This is a genomic window from Flavobacterium sp. MDT1-60 (assembly GCF_014844035.1).
Lineage (GTDB): Bacteria > Bacteroidota > Bacteroidia > Flavobacteriales > Flavobacteriaceae > Flavobacterium.
This window is the reverse complement of sequence record NZ_CP062159.1, coordinates 204,023-221,700: the sequence shown is the minus strand read 5'-3', so window position 1 is coordinate 221,700 and position 17,678 is coordinate 204,023. Positions and strand designations below refer to the sequence as shown.

The 17,678-nt window shown below is 34.7% G+C and carries 15 protein-coding genes and 3 tRNA genes; 11 read left to right on the top strand and 7 right to left on the bottom strand.

What is annotated here, in order from left to right:
* Positions 1-117 precede the first annotated feature (117 nt).
* Entirely contained in the window at positions 118-882 is a 765-nt protein-coding gene (locus IHE43_RS00930) for an Eco47II family restriction endonuclease (protein WP_192186259.1), read from the top strand.
* Here IHE43_RS00930 and dcm read toward each other — a convergent pair.
* From dcm to IHE43_RS00915, 3 genes are all read right to left on the bottom strand, one after another.
* Positions 858-2,102, bottom strand: a complete 1,245-nt coding sequence (gene dcm, locus IHE43_RS00925; RefSeq protein WP_225585484.1) for a DNA (cytosine-5-)-methyltransferase — start codon at positions 2,100-2,102, stop codon at positions 858-860. The two genes, IHE43_RS00930 and dcm, sit on opposite strands and share 25 nt — an antisense overlap.
* Positions 2,103-2,208: 106 nt before the next feature.
* Entirely contained in the window at positions 2,209-2,670 is a 462-nt protein-coding gene (locus IHE43_RS00920) for a very short patch repair endonuclease (RefSeq protein ID WP_192186257.1), read from the bottom strand.
* 13 nt (positions 2,671-2,683) lie between these two features.
* Positions 2,684-5,158 carry an AsmA family protein gene (locus IHE43_RS00915; RefSeq protein WP_192186256.1) on the bottom strand — a complete coding sequence of 825 codons (2,475 nt, stop codon included), beginning with the start codon at positions 5,156-5,158 and terminating at the stop codon, positions 2,684-2,686.
* A gap of 241 nt (positions 5,159-5,399) precedes the next feature.
* Between IHE43_RS00915 and trxA the strand changes: the two genes are divergently transcribed.
* The 7 genes from trxA to IHE43_RS00880 all read left to right on the top strand — a co-directional run bounded on the left by trxA (position 5,400) and on the right by IHE43_RS00880 (position 12,107).
* Positions 5,400-5,717 (top strand): thioredoxin, encoded by a 318-nt coding sequence (trxA, locus tag IHE43_RS00910; protein ID WP_012023423.1) that lies wholly within the window; start codon positions 5,400-5,402, stop codon positions 5,715-5,717.
* A gap of 530 nt (positions 5,718-6,247) precedes the next feature.
* Positions 6,248-8,824, top strand: coding sequence for a M1 family aminopeptidase (locus IHE43_RS00905; protein WP_192186255.1), 2,577 nt, complete (start codon positions 6,248-6,250; stop codon positions 8,822-8,824).
* The gene (locus IHE43_RS00900; RefSeq protein ID WP_072970290.1) at positions 8,821-9,747 is read left to right on the top strand and encodes a DUF58 domain-containing protein; all 927 of its coding nucleotides are present in this window, start codon (positions 8,821-8,823) and stop codon (positions 9,745-9,747) included. Before IHE43_RS00905 ends, IHE43_RS00900 begins: the two co-directional genes overlap by 4 nt.
* 86 nt (positions 9,748-9,833) lie before the next feature.
* Positions 9,834-9,907: transfer RNA gene (locus IHE43_RS00895), tRNA-Asp, on the top strand.
* A gap of 450 nt (positions 9,908-10,357) precedes the next feature.
* Positions 10,358-10,431 (top strand) — tRNA-Asp (locus IHE43_RS00890).
* Between the two features lie 63 nt (positions 10,432-10,494).
* On the top strand, positions 10,495-10,746 hold the full coding sequence (locus tag IHE43_RS00885) for a GIY-YIG nuclease family protein (RefSeq protein WP_192186254.1): 252 nt from the start codon (positions 10,495-10,497) through the stop codon (positions 10,744-10,746).
* A gap of 701 nt (positions 10,747-11,447) precedes the next feature.
* A complete protein-coding gene (locus IHE43_RS00880) occupies positions 11,448-12,107 on the top strand; it encodes an HAD family phosphatase (RefSeq protein ID WP_192186253.1) in 660 nt (219 codons plus the stop codon).
* Positions 12,108-12,270: 163 nt separating this feature from the next.
* On the opposite strand, the gene IHE43_RS00875 is transcribed toward IHE43_RS00880, so the two are convergent.
* Entirely contained in the window at positions 12,271-12,927 is a 657-nt protein-coding gene (locus tag IHE43_RS00875; protein ID WP_192186252.1) for a DUF1080 domain-containing protein, read from the bottom strand.
* Positions 12,928-13,255: 328 nt separating this feature from the next.
* Between IHE43_RS00875 and IHE43_RS00870 the strand changes: the two genes are divergently transcribed.
* Positions 13,256-13,489, top strand: coding sequence for a hypothetical protein (locus IHE43_RS00870; protein ID WP_192186251.1), 234 nt, complete (start codon positions 13,256-13,258; stop codon positions 13,487-13,489).
* A gap of 97 nt (positions 13,490-13,586) precedes the next feature.
* Here IHE43_RS00870 and IHE43_RS00865 read toward each other — a convergent pair whose 3' ends face one another.
* The 3 genes from IHE43_RS00865 to IHE43_RS00855 form a co-directional block, all read right to left on the bottom strand.
* Positions 13,587-14,294, bottom strand: coding sequence for an FRG domain-containing protein (locus IHE43_RS00865; protein WP_192186250.1), 708 nt, complete (start codon positions 14,292-14,294; stop codon positions 13,587-13,589).
* 70 nt (positions 14,295-14,364) lie between these two features.
* Positions 14,365-15,300 carry a hypothetical protein gene (locus tag IHE43_RS00860; RefSeq protein WP_192186249.1) on the bottom strand — a complete coding sequence of 312 codons (936 nt, stop codon included), beginning with the start codon at positions 15,298-15,300 and terminating at the stop codon, positions 14,365-14,367.
* Between the two features lie 141 nt (positions 15,301-15,441).
* Positions 15,442-15,523 (bottom strand) — tRNA-Leu (locus IHE43_RS00855).
* Positions 15,524-15,632: 109 nt separating this feature from the next.
* On the opposite strand from IHE43_RS00855, the gene IHE43_RS00850 reads away from it, so the two are divergent.
* A complete protein-coding gene (locus tag IHE43_RS00850) occupies positions 15,633-17,021 on the top strand; it encodes a dipeptidase (RefSeq protein WP_192186248.1) in 1,389 nt (462 codons plus the stop codon).
* Between the two features lie 210 nt (positions 17,022-17,231).
* Positions 17,232-17,597, top strand: a complete 366-nt coding sequence (locus tag IHE43_RS00845) for an energy transducer TonB (RefSeq protein ID WP_192186247.1) — start codon at positions 17,232-17,234, stop codon at positions 17,595-17,597.
* Positions 17,598-17,678: the final 81 nt, after the last annotated feature.

Genomic DNA, 17,678 nt, shown 5'->3' with positions numbered 1-17,678 from the left:
ATGAGTAACAAGTAAAGTATGAAAATTCCCCACTAACTTTTATCTTAAATTAAATTTGAATTTAAAACATACTAATTAAAAAAAGTTAATTTAGCAATTAATTTAAAACTATACTTCATGGCAAATAAATATTTAAATTTCATATCTGATGAGCATTTCTTATTGTGCATTTCTAATTTACATAAATCATATGTGAAAGCTAAAAAGAATATTACTAAGAAGAAGTTTTATAATAATAAAGTAGATACTATAAAGTTAACTTTGGATTCAAAGTTCAATGACATAGAAGAAGAGAGTCTTATTCAATCGGAAATATTGAGGCAGATAGATAAATCAATAAACAATTCAATTGGAACATTTCATGAGCAAATTTTGGGCGGAATAAATGGTTATGAAATTGGGAATTTAAGTGGATTTGATATAAAGGCGACTAATGATACATTATTTGCAGATATTAAAAATAAGCATAATACAATGAATAGTAGTTCGTCTGAAGCTCTTTTTCAGAAACTTGCTAGATATGCCGATACTTATAAAAAGGCAAATTGCTATTGGGTTCAAATTTTAGCTAAAAATAGTTTTAATACTTTATGGCATGGAGACATCAATGGGAAAGAATACAGTCACTCACGTGTTTATCGAATTTCAGGTGATAAGTTCTATGCTTTGCTTACTGGTCAAGAGGATGCTCTTTTTCAATTATATCAAAAATTGCCTGTTGCTATTGATGATTATTTAAATTCAATTACCAGAGATCAAACATTGAGTGAAAATACAGCAATAAAGGAAATAAAAGCTATAACAGATTCTTCAAAAAGAAGTCTTTTAGATCAAATTACTTTTGAGAGCTACGGTTATTACTTAGGTTTTGATAAATTATAGTATTGATTTAAAAATTTCACAATAGAATATCCAACTTCCTTTCCTAAGTTAACGGGAACCGCATTTCCAATCTGTTTGTATTGCTGGGCAATCGATCCTGAAAATCCCCATTCATCAGGAAATGTTTGAATCCTCGCATATTCGCGAACTGTAAATGGTCTTGTCTCTTCTGGATGGCATCTTTCCGTTTGCTTTTGCGCAGGACTGCAAGTTAATGTTAGGCAAGGTTCATCCCAACCAATTCTTCTAGCAATTCCTGTTTTTCCTCCTCCAAGATAAAAACTACCACCCATAAATTCTTTCTGAATTTCAATTGGTAAATCTCTCCAATACCCTTTTTGAGGAACTAATTTTAAAACGTCAATTTTACTTTTAGGATATTTTGAACCTCCTGAATTTGGAACATCACAATCAAATAAATCACCCTTCTTTAATGCATCTTTTAAGTTGTAAATTTTCTTATAAGGCTTTGGATATTCATATTTCAAATCAATATCTTTTCTAATTCCAACCAAGATTAATCTTTCCCTTTTCTGTGGGACATTAAAATTAATTGCTTTTAAGACTTGTACAGGAACAACATTGTATCCAATTTCATCTAAAATAGAAATCATTCCTTGAAGGGTCTTGCCATTGTCATGATTTAATAACCCTCGTACATTTTCTCCTATACAAATTGGTGGATTTACTTCTTTTACTGCTCTTGCAAATTCATAAAATAATGTCCCTCTAGCATCAGCCAAGCCAAGTTTTTTTCCTGCATAACTAAATGCTTGACATGGGAAACCGCCAGTAACAACATCTACGGTATTATGATATTCTGAAAAATTAAACTGTTTTATATCTCCTTCAAGAACATTCCAGTTTGGTCTGTTGGTTCTTAAAGTTTCACATGCCCACTTGTCTATTTCATTTAAAGCCACACATTTTAATCCAGCTTTTTCCATTCCAATGGCTAAGCCGCCAGCGCCAGCGAAAAGTTCAAGAACAGTATAATTGTTTTCGGGGATTACATAATTTGAAACGGTTTCTTGTATAGTATCATCTATGAAACTTGAAAAAAGAGTGTTAATTTCTGATTTTTTGTACATTCTATAATTGCTCATAGGTTCACGTACAGCATTTAATTTCCCTTCATTATCCCAACGTCTCAAAGTCTCTTTACTCTTTCCTAACAATTCTGATGCTTCAGACAATGAAATATAATCACTCATAACCAAGTTGTTTAACATTATACAATGGTTACAAAAATAAATGAAAAAATTTCAGAATCAAGAGTATTTTTTGTTATAAATTGGAACAAAAAGTAGTTGTTTTTTTAATTCATTAAAAATCATTTAGATAAGAGCAAATTAACTGAATACATTTTTGACTTTCTTTTTTTACGTCATGTTCCCAAAAGCGAAAAACTTTATATCCTATATTTTTAAGCTTGATATTATTTTCGATATCCCTTTGCATATTTCTTTCTATTTTAGGGATCCAAAAGTCTCGGTTTGACTTTATCTTTTTTTTCTTTTCTTCCCAATTGAACCCATGCCAAAATTCACCATCAATAAAAATAACTAGTTTAAGTTTCTTATTAACTATATCAGGATTTCCAGGAAGTTTTTTATTGTGTTTTCGATATCTTATTCCAGCATTCCATAACTCTTTTCTAAATAATATTTCAGGTTTTGTGTCTTTGGATTTGATTTTAGCCATAAGTTTGCTTCTTTGAGGAGTAGTGTAAAAACCATTAGACTCTTCAAATCGCAAAACTTTTATTCTATTTTCAGAATATTCCATTTTAAAAAAACATTTATCTCTCTTTCCTATTCTTCCCCTTATCCTTCTTCCCCCACTTAATTTTCATTTTCCCGCCATCATCCACAGCAATTAAATGCAGGACAATTCCGCGGTCGCGGACGGCGTCGCGTTCGGCTTTGGTGGCGAGTTGGGCGTCGTCTTTGGAGTTTCGGAGTGGGATGGTGAGCGCCATATTGGTGCCACGGCCAAAGGAATAAATACCTTCGGCATCGAGGTTTAACACGCTGGAGCTTATGGTGAGTTTTTTTACATCGACGAGTTCACCACGCAGTTTGAAATCGCCGGATAAATCGCTGAAGGTGATGTTTTCGACATCGCGAAACGGAAACGCAAATTTCCCCACTTTCATAATAGGTTCAAAGTTTACTAAAGCGCCGTGACTGACATTGAAAGCCAGATTTCCGTGTGCCGAATTTGGGATCAATTCGCCGTTGCTGTTGATTGAACCGGTTACATCGGCTTTGCTGGTGAGCTGTCCGTGGATATTATTTGGCGTAAATGATTTGATTCCGAAGTTGTTAAATGACTTTAAAAAGCTCGTAATATCCACCTTATTGACCTGCGCGTTGGAAGTGAAATTATAGTTTTTGCCATTTGGCGAAAGCGTGGTGTTAAAATTAATACTTCCGCCACATGTTTGTAGTGAACCGTTTTTGATCACAAGTCGGGAATCGATCATCTGGATTTGCGCTTTGGTGTTGGTTGCGGTCAATTTATTGTACGTGATTTTATCTGCTTTGAGGTTAATGTCGACAATACATTTTTCGATGGCAGTTCGCAATTGATGCGACATAGATGGTTTTTTTGAAGTCACTTTCTTTTTTTGAGAAGTAGCCAGAACGCCCAGAAACTGTCTGACATCGATACTTGGGCAATAGATATTCCAGTTTACGACCATTTTTTCGGGAGCATCGTAATAGAGATTGAGGAAATTATTGATTCTTCCGTCTATAAAAATGGTGTTGTTTTTATTTTTGTAGGCAATTTTATTAATGATCAGAGCCTCTTGTGTAAACTCAAGCTGCACGTTGATTTTTTCGGCATGAATGTTTTTAGGAATGAAATGGAAAGAGACATTTTTAACGTCGACATTGCCAATAAAACGCGGTTTGGTAATGTATAAATTGACAATATCAAACTGAAATTTAAGGTTTATTGTGGCGTGACCTTCGGTAAAATGAATCCATTTTTCGGTGCTTTCTTCATTAAAAACAGGAAGGTCAAAATCAGAATTCACGATTCCGGTTGCCAATGGTTTTTCGAGATTGTTGATCGATAACTGCGCAATTTTAAGCGGCACGTTTCTGTATTTGGCAGAAAAACGCGTTAGAATTACAGCCGAATTCGCATCGCTAAAACCTTCCTTTGGCTTGAAGTTATTGGTGAAAATTCCTTTGAAATTACAATCAGTCAATAATCCATCGGGAATGCTCAGTTCGTTATTGTGCACTTCGGCCTGAACGACAATTCGCGGATCGCCTTCGGCATTAAAATCGCCTTTGATGTCACAATTCACATCGATTTCTTTTTTTAAATTAAAGTGATTCAGCTTCGAACTGATGTTTGCGGATAATAAATTGGAAGCGTTTCGCCATAAAATCGTAGTGCTGATATTGATTCCGAACAACGCGCTGCCTTTAGCTAAATTGAAAAAAGCCACAATATCAAAGGAATCAGATCCAATTTTTAGACCATCTGTTTTAACGTCTATTTTTTGTCTTTCTGCCGAATAGGAAACCGCGAAAGTACCTTTGAGTTGTTTTTGTTTGGCAAAGCTTCCGTGAATGGTATTAAACGCCAAACTGGCAATTTGAGTGTCTAAAAAAACATCAGTTTCCCAATCGTCTCCATCGTAATTTACTTTTGATTTTAGGCTGGCGACATCAAAATCAAATAATTTATGCCCAACATGATTGTCTAAAATAAAATGAACTTTGCTGAGGTCGATCTGATCAATTGTGGTTTCAGTATCGGTTTTATCTTCGGGAGATTTTTTCTTTTTCGGTTTAAAAATATCCGAATTTGAATACCCATTTTCGGCTTTATAAAGATAAATCTGGGCGTCGTTGATCAGGATTTTATGAATGCTGATTTCCTTTTGCAGCAAACTCCAAACGTTTAAACGCACTTCTATTTCTTTGGCTTTTAGTAAAGTATGTTTGTGGGTTTTCCATTGTTTGTCTTTGAGTTCGACATCTTTTAACGCTAAAGTGAAATTGGGTAAACCGGTTAAAAATTTATACTGAAAATCGCCAATATGAAAATCACCGTTTATATTGTCGTTGATTTTGGTATTGATTTTCGCCATTATTTCGGTTTTGTTCCGATTAAAATAAATGGACAGTCCGCCACCGGCAAGTAACACTAATGCGATAAGGGCTAAAACAAAAAAGCCAAAACGTTTAGCGTATTTTTTAAAACGAACCGATTGCAAAAAAAGTTGCATTTTATGTAAAGTTTCTCTCATCTGGACGACTTTTCTTAATCATTAAAGATAAGATAAAAATTAATGTTATTTTAATAATTTGGTTTTCAATTTATTAAGATCAAAAGACGCCCGAATAACAGACATGTTAATTATATAACTATTGACAATGCATTTATAATCAAAACTAATTTGGGAATGGTGTTTCATTCGTATTTAATTTTTAAATTTGTACTCTAGTTTGAAGATTAATAATTCAGACATAATTTAAACCTAAGATATTATGGCATTAGCAATAACAGATGCTACTTTTGACGAAGTAGTTTTAAAATCAGATAAACCAGTAATGGTAGATTTTTGGGCAGCATGGTGCGGTCCTTGTAGAATGGTTGGACCAATCATTGACCAATTAAGCGACGAATACGCAGGTAAAGTTGTTGTTGGTAAAGTAGATGTAGATGCTAACCAGGAATTCGCTGCAAAATATGGTGTGCGTAACATACCGACCGTTTTGGTTTTTCATAACGGTGAAGTAGTAGGTAAACAAGTAGGAGTTGCTCCGAAACAAACTTACGCAGATAGTTTAGACGCTTTGTTGTAATCGTAAGATTATAATTGATATAAAAAAGGTTTGGCGAAAGTCAAGCCTTTTTTATTTGGATTTATTTTTTTGCCGCGAATTATATTAGTTTGCCACGAATTGCGCGAATTTTCACGAATTTATACTGGCTTGAAAATTGGATTTTTTTTGCCACAGATTAACACAGATTAAAATGATTTTGTTTCACGCAGATTCTGCAGATTTTTGCAGATCAGCGCAGATTTATTTAAAAGTATTTATCTAAATTTTTTTAAATCTTCCTAAACTTTCCCTATTAAATAGCAATCTGCGTGCATCTGCTTAAATCTTTTAAAATCTGCGTGAAAAATTTAGCATGCAGATTTGTTTCGCCAGTTCGTTATCGGTCGAGTGATGGCAAACATTTTTAATCTGTGAGAATCCTTTAATCTGTGGCTAAACTTTTTTAAGCAGCATTAAAATAAAATTAGTGGAAATTCGTGCAATTCGTGGCAAACCCTCTTTTAATCCGAATGCTTTTTTTATTTTTAACGAATCTTATATTCTTAAAAATGAAAATCCGCTACAGCTTTCTTTGTCTTTTTACTTTTATTACAATTGGTTTTTCTCAGTCGAAACAAAAAGGAAATCTTGTTTTGGAAAATGGTGTTTCAGAGCAAATGGCTATTTTTCGTAAACAGCAAATCTCCAATGTTTCTTACGGATTGTCTTTTGAAATTCCGAATCAGAAAGAGCAGAATATTATTTCCAATTTAAATTTGAATTTGACTTTATCCGATTTAAGTCAGCCTTTGTATTTAGATTTTAAAGAGAAATCTCAAAATATAAAATCAGTTTCAGTAAACGGGAAAAATATCACCATTTTGCACGAAAAAGGGCATATTGTTATTCCGGTTGAAAGTTTGATTTCAGGAAAAAATGTGATTGTCATTTCTTTCATCGCAGGCAATTTATCGTTGAACCGCAATGATGATTTTCTATACACTTTATTGGTTCCGGATCGCGCGAGTACGTTGTTTCCGTGTTTTGATCAGCCGGATATTAAGGCAACTTATAAACTGAGTTTGACTGTACCAAAAGACTGGTCGGTTTTGGCTGGTGCCGATGTAAAAGAGAAAGTCGAAAAAGGCGATTTTACAGCTTATACTTTTGGAGAATCAGACAAAATGAGTACGTATTTATTCTCCTTTGTAGCAGGGAAATTTAAAAGCGCAACACAGAAGCCAGGCAATTTAGAAATGACGATGTTGTATCGCGAAAATAATCCGGAGAAGATTCAGGTTAGTACGGACACGCTTTTCAAATTGCATGAACAATCATTAGAATTCTTAGAAAAATATACTAATTATAAATTTCCTTTTCAGAAGTTGGATTTTGCTTCGATTCCGGTTTTTCAGTATGGCGGAATGGAGCATGTTGGCGCAATTCAGTATCGCGAATCGACTTTGTTTTTGGATAATAGCGCTACTGACAGCGAGAAATTAGACCGTGCGAAACTTATTGCACATGAAACTTCGCATATGTGGTTTGGCGATTTGGTAACAATGAAATGGTTTGATGATGTCTGGATGAAAGAAGTGTTTGCGAATTTTATGGCAGACAAAATCATGAATCCGATTTTCCCGAAAGTCAATCATAATTTGCAGTTTTTTAGCGCGCATTATAGTAACGCTTACGCGGAAGACCGTTCGTTGGGTACACATCCGATCAAACAGCATTTAGCCAATCTGAAAGATGCCGGTTCGCTTTACGGAGCTATTATTTACAACAAAGCCCCTATTATGATGCGCCAGTTAGAAGCTTCGATGGGAAAGGAAGCATTTCAAAAAGGAATCGAAAAATACATTAAAAAATATGCCAACGACAATGCCGACTGGAATAATCTGGTTGAAATTCTGGATGCTGAAACGCCGCTTGATATGCAAAAATGGAGCAAGGTTTGGGTGAATCAATCGGGCAGGGCTATTTTTACGGATAGAATAAAATACGATGCTCAAGGTCGAATTTCGGCATTTGAAATTGAGCAGGAAGCAGAAGGTAAATCAGTAAATATTTGGCCTCAGGTTTTTCAGGTTGGTTTGGTTTATACAGATAAGGTGAAGGTTTTAAACGTCAATATAAAAGAGAAAAACCTTCTTTTGAAAGAAGCAATCGGACTTGAAAAACCGATACTTGTTGTTTATAATTATAATGGTTTTGGATACGGTGTTTTTCCGCTTGACGGGAATTATTTAAATGCTATTTCAAATTTAAAAGATGAGGTTGCAAGAGCTTCTTCTTATAGTAATCTATATGAAAACACTTTAATTGGAAATATTGCGCCAATCAAAGCTTTTGATTGTTTTTTGAAAGGAATTCAAACAGAAGAAAATGAATTAGTCTTAAGAATTGCCTCTAATAATCTGAATTCTATTTTTTGGAAATTCCTTACAGAGAAGCAACAGCATAAAGTTCAGCAACAACTTGAGGCTGTTTTATACGAAAGATTGCAAACGAATTTGACAAGCAATATCAAAAAGACGTTATTCAATTTATTCAGTTCCGTTGCGTATTCTGATTCGGCGAAAGTCAAATTATATCAGATTTGGAATAAAGAAACTGTGATTCCGAATTTGAAATTAAACGAAGACGATTACACGAATATTGCGATGAATCTGGCGATTTTCAAGCATGAAAAAGCAGCTGAAATTTTGGAAAAAACAAGAACAACCATTACCAATCCGGATAAACAAAAGCGATTTGAGTTTTTGCTTCCTTCATTATCCAAAGACGAATCGGTTCGTGCTGCTTTCATGGAATCTTTAAAAGACGATAAAAACAGGGAAAAAGAATCCTGGGTTTCAGTTGGTCTGGCGAATATTCATCATCCGTTGCGTCAGGAAAGTGCGCAGAAATACATTCGTTTTTCATTAGATTTAACAGAAGAAATCCAGCGCACGGGAGATATTTTCTTTCCAAAAGACTGGCTGAATAATACGATTGGGAAATATTCATCGAAATATGCTTTTGATGAAGTGCAGCGTTTCTTAAAAGAAAACCCTAATTTTAGTCCCATATTAAAACGAAAATTATTTCAGGCGACAGACGGTTTGTACCGCGCCCAAAATATTAAAAAAGAAACCGAATGAAAATTGAATCGGAAATAGAGAAAGTCTCCAGTTTTCAGCATCTTGAAATGCTGGCGAATCAGGTTGTAGAAGGTTTTATATCCGGAATGCACAAGAGTCCGTTTCATGGCTTTTCGGCTGAATTTGCTGAGCATAAAGTCTATAATGCCGGAGAAAGTACCAAACATATTGATTGGAAGTTATTTGCCAAAACCGATCGTTTGTACACGAAGCGTTTTGAGGAAGAAACCAATTTACGCTGTCATCTTATTGTCGATAATTCGTCGTCGATGCATTATCCCGAATTAAAATCGAATCAGCCTTTTTACGAAAAGAAGATTGGTTTTGCGGTTTTGGCTTCGGCCGTTTTAATGAACATTTTAAAGAAACAGCGCGATGCTGTTGGTTTAAGCGTTTTCTCAGATAGCTACGAATATTACGCTCCCGAAAAAGGAAGCGATCGCCATCATAGAATGTTGCTCAATAAACTGGAGCAATTGTTAGAACAGCCCAAAGTCAAAAAAAGCACCGATACGATTACCTATTTGCATCAGATTGCGGAGAAAATGCACCGCCGTTCGATGATTATTCTGTTTACGGATATGTTTCAGTCAGAAGACGATGAAAAGCTTTTTAATGCCTTGCAACATCTTAAACACAACAAACATAAAGTAGTTTTGTTTCATGTGGTTGATCATGAAACGGAGCTAAAATTCGATTTTGATAACACACCAAGGAAGTTTATCGACGTAGAATCAGGTGAAGAAGTGTCGATTTTTGCTGATAATGTAAAAGTGGAATATGAAAAAAGGGCAGAAGCGTACTTTAAAAACCTGGCTTTAACCTGTGCCAAGAACCAAATTAAGTACGTTCCGGTGAATGTTGGCGATAATTTCGAAAAAATCCTGACTACATATTTAGTTGAAAAACAAAACTTTGGCTAAGAATTTAAAAATATATTTAATTTTTTTTATCAAAACACTTGCAGAAATGAAATTCTGTACTATCTTTGCAACCGCAATAACGCAGAGGTTTGGTAGTTCAGTTGGTTAGAATACATGCCTGTCACGCATGGGGTCGCGGGTTCGAGTCCCGTCCAGACCGCAATATTGGGGAAAGCCTTTCGTAACAGAAAGGCTTTTTTGCCCAAATACGGTATCTAAGATTAGTTGTGTTGTTTGCTACGACTTTGTAACTCGTAGCTGGTTTAGTAGTTAGACCAATGAAAAGCTTTCCACTTTTGTGGATGGCTTTTTTGATTTACAACACTTTTGATTTAACCGCAAAGGGCGCAATCCCGAAGCCTCGGGATACGCAAAGGTTCGCAAAGTTTATATATAGCTTTGCGAACCTTTGCGCTTTTAACCTTGCGTTCTTTACGGTTAAATAACGGTTTTTTTGCATTCCAACATTGGAATTTGGTCCCGAAGCCTCGGGATAGAGGATTGGAATTTATCTAGAAATCAGAGGATTAAAATTTTCTCAATTTTTATTCGTAAAAACCCTTGTAGAATCAAAGTTCTATCGTATTTTTGCACTCACAATAAAGCAGTGGGTTTGGTAGTTCAGTTGGTTAGAATACATGCCTGTCACGCATGGGGTCGCGGGTTCGAGTCCCGTCCAGACCGCTTAAGTTTAAAAATGCCTTTCTTAACGGAAAGGCATTTTTTTTTATAATTAAAGCTTCATTTATGTTTTACGTTTATATAATTTATTCTAAAACTTTTGATGTTTATTACAAAGGTTTTAGTGAAAATATTGTTCAAAGATTATTGTATCATAATGAAAATAGAAGTAAATATACTTCTAATAAAGGACCATGGGAGTTGGTTTATTCGAGGGCATTTGAAACTAAAAAAGAAGCTTTGATTGAAGAATTGAGATTGAAAAAGTTAAATAGAAAATCACTCGAGGCTTTAATTAAGGATCAGAAAGAAACGTAAGGTTGGTTAGAATACATGCCTGGCATCTCGTCCAGGGACGAGACGGGTTCGAGTCCTCGTTTTAAGAACGAGACAATATTTAAAAATGCCTTTCTTAACGGAAAGGCATTTTTGTTTTTTATAGGAATTTAGAACTTAACCGCAATGAGCGCTAAGATTTACGCAAGGGTTGCAATGGTTAATCAATTTATTTAATAACAAATCTCCGTGAATCTCTGTGAAATAACCCTTTATTACCCTATCTTGCGACCGTTAAAAACAAAAATTATACTCCGCAACGAAAATCCAATCTTTGTCGAGCTTCTCGTGGAGATTTGCTTCGCCATTCACTATCGCTCGAGTCTCGTTCCTTGAAATGATAAACTATATGGTTAATCAATTTATTTAATAACAAATCTTCGCGAATCTCTGCGAAAAACCTCTGCGAATCTCTGTGAAATAACCCTTTATTGCCCTATCTTGCGACCGTTAAAAACAAAATTTATACTCCGCAACGAAAATCCAATCTTTGTCGAGCTTCTCGTGGAGATTTGCTTTGCCATTCACTATCGCCCGAGTCTCGTTCCTTGAAATGACAAACTATATGGTTAATCAATTATTTAATAACAAATCTTCGCGAATCTCTGCGAAAAACCTCTGCGAATCTCTGTGAAATAACCCTTTATTGCCCTATCTTGCGACCGTTAAAAACAAAATTTATAATGAAGCAGCAATGTGTTATTTTTGATATGGACGGCGTGATTTGTCACACCAATCCACATCATGCAAAAGCTTTCGAGGCATTTTTCGATAAATATGAAATTCGGCATTCAGAACAAGAGTTTGAAGAACATATGTACGGAAAACATAATGGTTATATAATGACGCATTTCTTCAAGCGTCCCATTACCGGAGAAGAGCTAACAAAACTGGAAGACGAAAAAGAGGGAATGTTTCGTGAAGTTTATAAAGACAAAGTCGAAACGATTCCGCATTATCTGGATTTTTTAAACGAATTGAAATCCCGAGGTTTTAAAACCGCTGTTGCTACATCGGCACCGCGCGCGAATCTTGACCTGATCATAAGTACATTAAAAATCGCAGACAAAATGGATTCGATGATGTCAAGCGAAGATGTGAAAGCGCATAAACCAAATCCGGAAGTTTATTTAGAATCTGCCAAACGTGTTGGTGTTGCTCCATCAGACTGTATTGTTTTCGAAGATTCTTTTTCGGGCGTTACAGCGGGCTTAAATGCCGGAATGAAAGTGGTTGGTGTTTTGAGTACGCATACAAAAGAACAATTACCTCCGTGTGACTTTTATATTAATGATTATAGTGAGGTGAATGTGGATAAGATAATAGAGTTGTTGAAGGGATAATAAAATTCCAATTTTTATCCCGAAGCCTCGGGACCAAATTCCAATTAACACAAAGTTTGTCATTCCGAGGAACGAGGAATCCCCGCAAGAAACTCGCCAACAGTGCGTGCTCAGCGTGTGGGGATTCCTCGTTCCTCGGAATGACAAATAAACGAATTTAGCTTTATTCTTTCGAAATCTCTTTTATCGTAATATTCCTAAAATCAATCGGCGAGCGCTCATAATTCAAAGAAATTTTACCTTCTATCGAAGAAGCATCCGTACACTCATTTACCAATTTGCCATTTAAATATTGCGTGATTTTTCCGTTGAAAGATTTAATAACAACAGAATTCCATTCACCATACGGATTCTCGTTGGCTAAAAACTTTGGAGAAACAACACTTGCACCGGCTTCAATTAATTTTCCATTTACTTTTGCCGTTACCTGATCCAAAAAGATAAAATCACCAGTAGTGTTTTCTTTTATTTGAAATTGGATTCCTTTTGGCCAGATTTTGTCAGAGGCGTCTAAAGGAATATTATACATTACACCGCTGTTTTTTGTGCTGGTTGTTTTGTATTTTTCTTCCAAATTCCATCTGTATTCTAAGGTGAGTTCAAAATTTTTATGGCTTTTTTTGGTCATCAAACAGCTATTGTCATTTCCATGCATGCGAATCATTCCGTCTGCGAACTCATACACTGTTGATGGTTCCTGTTGTGCTGTATTTGTTTTTGTAAAAGCGTACCAATCGCTTATTTCTAAGTTTTTTTGCTGAACGGCACAGGAACTTAAAATAAAAAGAACAATAATAGCAAAAGATGATTTTTTGAACATATGTAAAAGTTTAAAACGAAGTAGATTAACCCGATTGGTGATTTAATAAAGTAAAAATAAGGATACCCGCTAATATAAAAAATAGACTTTTCTGTTTTTTTGTTTTGAAATGGTTTTTAAACCATATAAGAAATATAAGTTCATTTAAAAAAAAATGGACGTAATTGAATAGCCTCCAGTTTTAACTGGGGGTTATTTATGTTTGAAAAGAAAGGCTTTAGCCGAAATTTGATTTTTTGCATAAAGAAAAATAAAATAGAATTGAACGCATATATGAGTTCAATTTAGAATTAAATCTCATGATTTTTGTAATATAAAAATTGAGATTATGAATGAAAATAGCTTTTCAAAAGAAACTGAAATCAGGTTAATAGAATTTTTCACAAAGACTATTGATCCTGAAGAAATGGCAAAGACAATACGACAAGTAAATTATGTTCTTTCGTTATGCGCAATTAAAGGATGCGAAACTGTAGAAACTGAATTCAACAATCTCGAAGATAATTTTTATTGGTTGAATAAATTGGCAGAAGTTTTAGATCCTTATTTGGAGGTTGAGTGAAGTATGGTTGGTTTTGCGCACAGTTTGTCATTTCGAGGAACGAGAAATCTTCGCAAGTAACTCGACAACAGTGCGTGCTCAGCCTGTGGAGATTTGTCTATTTTTTCACTAGGTATTTCCAATTTAAATGCATACTTAAACCATTTATATCTGGAAATATTGTTCGATTGTTTACACCAAACAATGATAATTTATTAAGTATATCTTTTTTTATACTAGAAGGAATTTCAATCTCTGTTAAGTTTGTTTTTATCTTTGAATTAGTCTCCAAAGTAACAAATTTTTTACTTTTTTTTGAATATTTGTGAGCGGTGAACCATCCAGATTGAGAAACAATTCTTTCATTGTTTAAATTAGGTCTAAGGATCCTTGTGCTAGAACTGTCAAAGGGAGATTGATTTTTTGATAAGTCTACTTGTAAATCTTCATCACATGATAAGATATATAAGTATGAGTTCTCTTTAATGGTATATTCATTTTGACAAGCAAACCATAGAGCCACTAATGGGTTACTGCTCCAATCTAGCAATCTGGTTTTCAATCCAAAATGTTGAGCATACACTAACCATTCCCAATCGTTTTCAAAAGTCTTCATGATTAATAAAGGAGAACGACGCTTAAAATCCGCTAACATTTTTTTTTCAATTTGTGTGGTATCAATTCTTGGATTTTCTCTACAAATTGAAGGTAACAAGGGATTATTGGATGATTGACCACGAAAGAGGTTAATATCGTAATCCATTAATTCAATGTCTTCGATGTGATTTAAAAAATCTTTGAATGATTTAATACGAGCTTTTATCATTTTTCTATTAAATGGCTATATTATTGTGCTTATTTTTGTCAAATTTCCTTAAATTAATTCAATCACATTATCATAGCCTTAAATTTTTAATTGCTTCTCTCACTTTTAAAATTTCAGATTGCTCTTCGTTTATTTTCTTTATTACAAATTTCAATAATAAATCAATACTCGATGCCCTAGCCAAACAATCTTGTTCATCTAGAGAATGTAGGCCTTCTGATGTTTGATTATAAAGAGTTTTAATTGGATTAATTCCCAATGACTGTAACGATTTTGGTAGAAACTCAAATATATTTTCATAGATTGAATATACTTGATTAGTAGAGATGTATTCTTCGTAAAGCTTTTTTATTTGAGAATCAGCAACATCTAATTCTGAAATCTCTTTCACAATGGTAATTAGTTCTTTTTCAATAATTCTTCTAAAATAAGCAAATGCTCCAATTCCATAGTTTTGTTGTATACATTTACAAGCTTTAAAATACCAATTATTTGTTTCCCTATCAAAATGCTTTTTAATTTCAGAGTCTACATTTATAATTTGTTCAGGTAAAATTCCAACTTTTTCAATAAAAATATTAGCCGTAACTCCATCGAATTCATTATTGTTTGCACTTCCAGGGGGACCAGAAAAACTATAAAGTTGAGTTGCAGGAATTTTAGCATCACTCCAAATGTGTAAGGTGAGTTCAATTTTATAAGTTTTGCAAGATTTACAACGCCCCAAGAAGTGTTCAGTAAAGTTTAAATGTTCTTTATTGTCGAATAAATTTTCTGGTATTTTGTTTCCGTCTTGAATTCCCCACCAATGTTTTGAACTTGATGGAAGTTCTAATTCAAAAGTTTTTTCCGATTTTTCATTTTCACAATAATACATGAAAGTTTCCCCTTTAAAAGCGTAAGGTTTATTATAAACAGGATTTTTAGCCTGATAATTTTCTACAATTTTAAATGGTTTATATAAGGGATAATTCTTTAGGAATTCTTCTAACTTAATTTCACTCATGTTTACGATTTATTGATTTAATCAAATATAGAAAACAATTCTTATGAAATTTAAGCAAGGATTTAATTTTCAAAAATATATTGCATAGAAGAAGAGCCCAAAAACAAAAAAGCTCCTGAGTTATCTCAGAAGCTTTTTCAGTGCGGATAATAGGACTCGAACCTACACGCCTTGCGGCACCAGATCCTAAGTCTGGCATGTCTACCAATTTCACCATATCCGCGTAATTGTGGGTGCAAAGATAAGCATAACTTCGAATATTCAAAGAAATTTTTCAAAAAAAATATTAATTCTCTTTTTTGTATTTTTGAAATTCTATAAAAATCATTTAAATGGAAAACATTAAGGCATACGTTCAACAACATAAAGATCGGTTTATCAATGAATTGATCGAATTATTAAAAATTCCGTCAGTAAGTGCCGACACCGCATATTCGCAAGATGTTATCGACACAGCAGAGGCTGTGAAAGAAAGTTTATCAAAAGCAGGCTGCGATTTTGTCGAAACTTGCGACACTCCGGGTTATCCAATTATTTATGGAGAGAAAATAATCGACCCAAAATTACCTACCGTTTTAGTTTACGGACATTATGATGTTCAGCCACCAGATCCAATGGAATTATGGACATCGCCACCATTTGAACCTGTTATCAAAACAACCGAAATTCATCCCGAAGGAGCCATTTTCGCGCGTGGTGCCTGCGATGACAAAGGCCAAATGTACATGCACGTAAAAGCGTTAGAATATATGGTACAAAGCAACACTCTGCCTTGTAACGTAAAATTCATGATTGAAGGAGAAGAAGAAGTAGGATCGGCAAGTTTAGCCTGGTTTGTAGAACGCAATCAGGAAAAACTAAAAAACGACGTGATTTTAATTTCAGATACTGGAATGATTTCGAATCAACAACCGTCAATTACGACAGGTTTAAGAGGTTTGAGTTATGTTGAGGTTGAAGTTACAGGTCCGAATCGCGATTTGCATTCAGGTTTATACGGTGGAGCTGTGGCGAACCCAATTAATATTTTGGCAAAAATGATTGCTTCATTACACGACGAAGACAATCATATTACGATTCCGGGTTTCTACGATAAAGTTCAGGAATTATCGACTGAAGAAAGAGCTGAAATGGCAAAAGCACCTTTCAGTTTAGAAAAATATAAAAAAGCGTTAGACCTAAACGATGTTTACGGCGAAAAAGGCTATGTAACCAACGAACGCAACTCGATTCGTCCAACGTTAGACGTAAACGGAATTTGGGGTGGTTACCAGGGCGAAGGAGCAAAAACGGTTATTGCGAGCAAAGCTTTTGCTAAAATCTCCATGCGTTTGGTTCCAAATCAGGATTGGCATGAAATTACAGAACTTTTTACTAAACATTTCACAAGCATTGCACCGGCCGGAGTTACGGTAAAAGTGACGCCGCACCACGGAGGTCAGGGTTATGTAACGCCAATTGACAGTGTTGGATATCAGGCAGCCAATAAAGCATACACAGAAACGTTTGGAGTTCCTGCAATTCCGGTTCGTTCAGGAGGTAGTATTCCGATTGTAGCTTTGTTCGAAAAAGAACTGAAAAGCAAAACCATTTTGATGGGATTCGGATTAGATTCTGATGCAATTCACTCACCAAACGAGCATTTCGGAATCTTCAATTACTTAAAAGGAATTGAAACTATTCCGTTGTTTTACAAGTATTTTGTGGAATTAAGTAAATAAGGTTTTGCCACGAAGGCGCTAAGTTTTAAGTTTAGATTCTTTGTAAAGATTATAAATATTCTAAATCCGTTCAGAAATGAACGGATTTTTTTATGGGCGTTCCCTTTGGTCGGGCTATCTGCTAAATCCGGAGATACCGCTCCTGTACTAAAAGTGTTTAGTGTAGGTGTAGTGTATGTTTTATTATTATTTGTCTTTAGTACAAAAACTATGGCTCAGAAATTAACTAATAAATCTGATGTTAAAGAAAAAGATCTTTACATGATGGCTGATATTGAAAATATGCCTGAATTTCCAGGAGGCCTTCCTGAGTTCTATAAATTCATTGGTTCTAACTTTAAAACACCAACGGATGCCGTGAAAAATAAAATTGAAGGAAAAGCATACATGCAATTCATCATTGAAAAAGATGGAAGTTTATCTGATATTAAAACCTTAAAAGATGCCGGATACGGAATAGGTGATGAGGTAATTCGAGTTTTAAAACTTAGCCCGAAATGGACCGCTGCAACTTATCAGGGAAGTCCTGTTCGGGTAATGTATAGTTTGCCAATAACGATTCAGGCAGCAAAATAAGTTTTAAAAAAAAGGAACAAAGGTGCAGAGGGACAAAGGTTCAAAGGTTCAGTCATAAAGAGAAGCCTCTGCACCATTGAA

What these genes read in the sequence shown, in the direction of transcription:
- IHE43_RS00905 (WP_192186255.1), top strand. Translation starts at nt 6,248, where the DNA reads ATGAAAATCCGCTACAGCTTTCTTTGTCTTTTTACTTTTATTACAATT.
- IHE43_RS00850 (WP_192186248.1), top strand. Translation starts at nt 15,633, where the DNA reads ATGGAAAACATTAAGGCATACGTTCAACAACATAAAGATCGGTTTATC.
- trxA (WP_012023423.1), top strand. Translation starts at nt 5,400, where the DNA reads ATGGCATTAGCAATAACAGATGCTACTTTTGACGAAGTAGTTTTAAAA.
- IHE43_RS00845 (WP_192186247.1), top strand. Translation starts at nt 17,232, where the DNA reads ATGGCTCAGAAATTAACTAATAAATCTGATGTTAAAGAAAAAGATCTT.
- IHE43_RS00865 (WP_192186250.1), bottom strand. Translation starts at nt 14,294, where the DNA reads ATGATAAAAGCTCGTATTAAATCATTCAAAGATTTTTTAAATCACATC.
- IHE43_RS00920 (WP_192186257.1), bottom strand. Translation starts at nt 2,670, where the DNA reads ATGGAATATTCTGAAAATAGAATAAAAGTTTTGCGATTTGAAGAGTCT.
- IHE43_RS00875 (WP_192186252.1), bottom strand. Translation starts at nt 12,927, where the DNA reads ATGTTCAAAAAATCATCTTTTGCTATTATTGTTCTTTTTATTTTAAGT.
- IHE43_RS00915 (WP_192186256.1), bottom strand. Translation starts at nt 5,158, where the DNA reads ATGAGAGAAACTTTACATAAAATGCAACTTTTTTTGCAATCGGTTCGT.
- IHE43_RS00860 (WP_192186249.1), bottom strand. Translation starts at nt 15,300, where the DNA reads ATGAGTGAAATTAAGTTAGAAGAATTCCTAAAGAATTATCCCTTATAT.
- IHE43_RS00900 (WP_072970290.1), top strand. Translation starts at nt 8,821, where the DNA reads ATGAAAATTGAATCGGAAATAGAGAAAGTCTCCAGTTTTCAGCATCTT.
- IHE43_RS00930 (WP_192186259.1), top strand. Translation starts at nt 118, where the DNA reads ATGGCAAATAAATATTTAAATTTCATATCTGATGAGCATTTCTTATTG.
- IHE43_RS00880 (WP_192186253.1), top strand. Translation starts at nt 11,448, where the DNA reads ATGAAGCAGCAATGTGTTATTTTTGATATGGACGGCGTGATTTGTCAC.
- IHE43_RS00885 (WP_192186254.1), top strand. Translation starts at nt 10,495, where the DNA reads ATGTTTTACGTTTATATAATTTATTCTAAAACTTTTGATGTTTATTAC.
- IHE43_RS00870 (WP_192186251.1), top strand. Translation starts at nt 13,256, where the DNA reads ATGAATGAAAATAGCTTTTCAAAAGAAACTGAAATCAGGTTAATAGAA.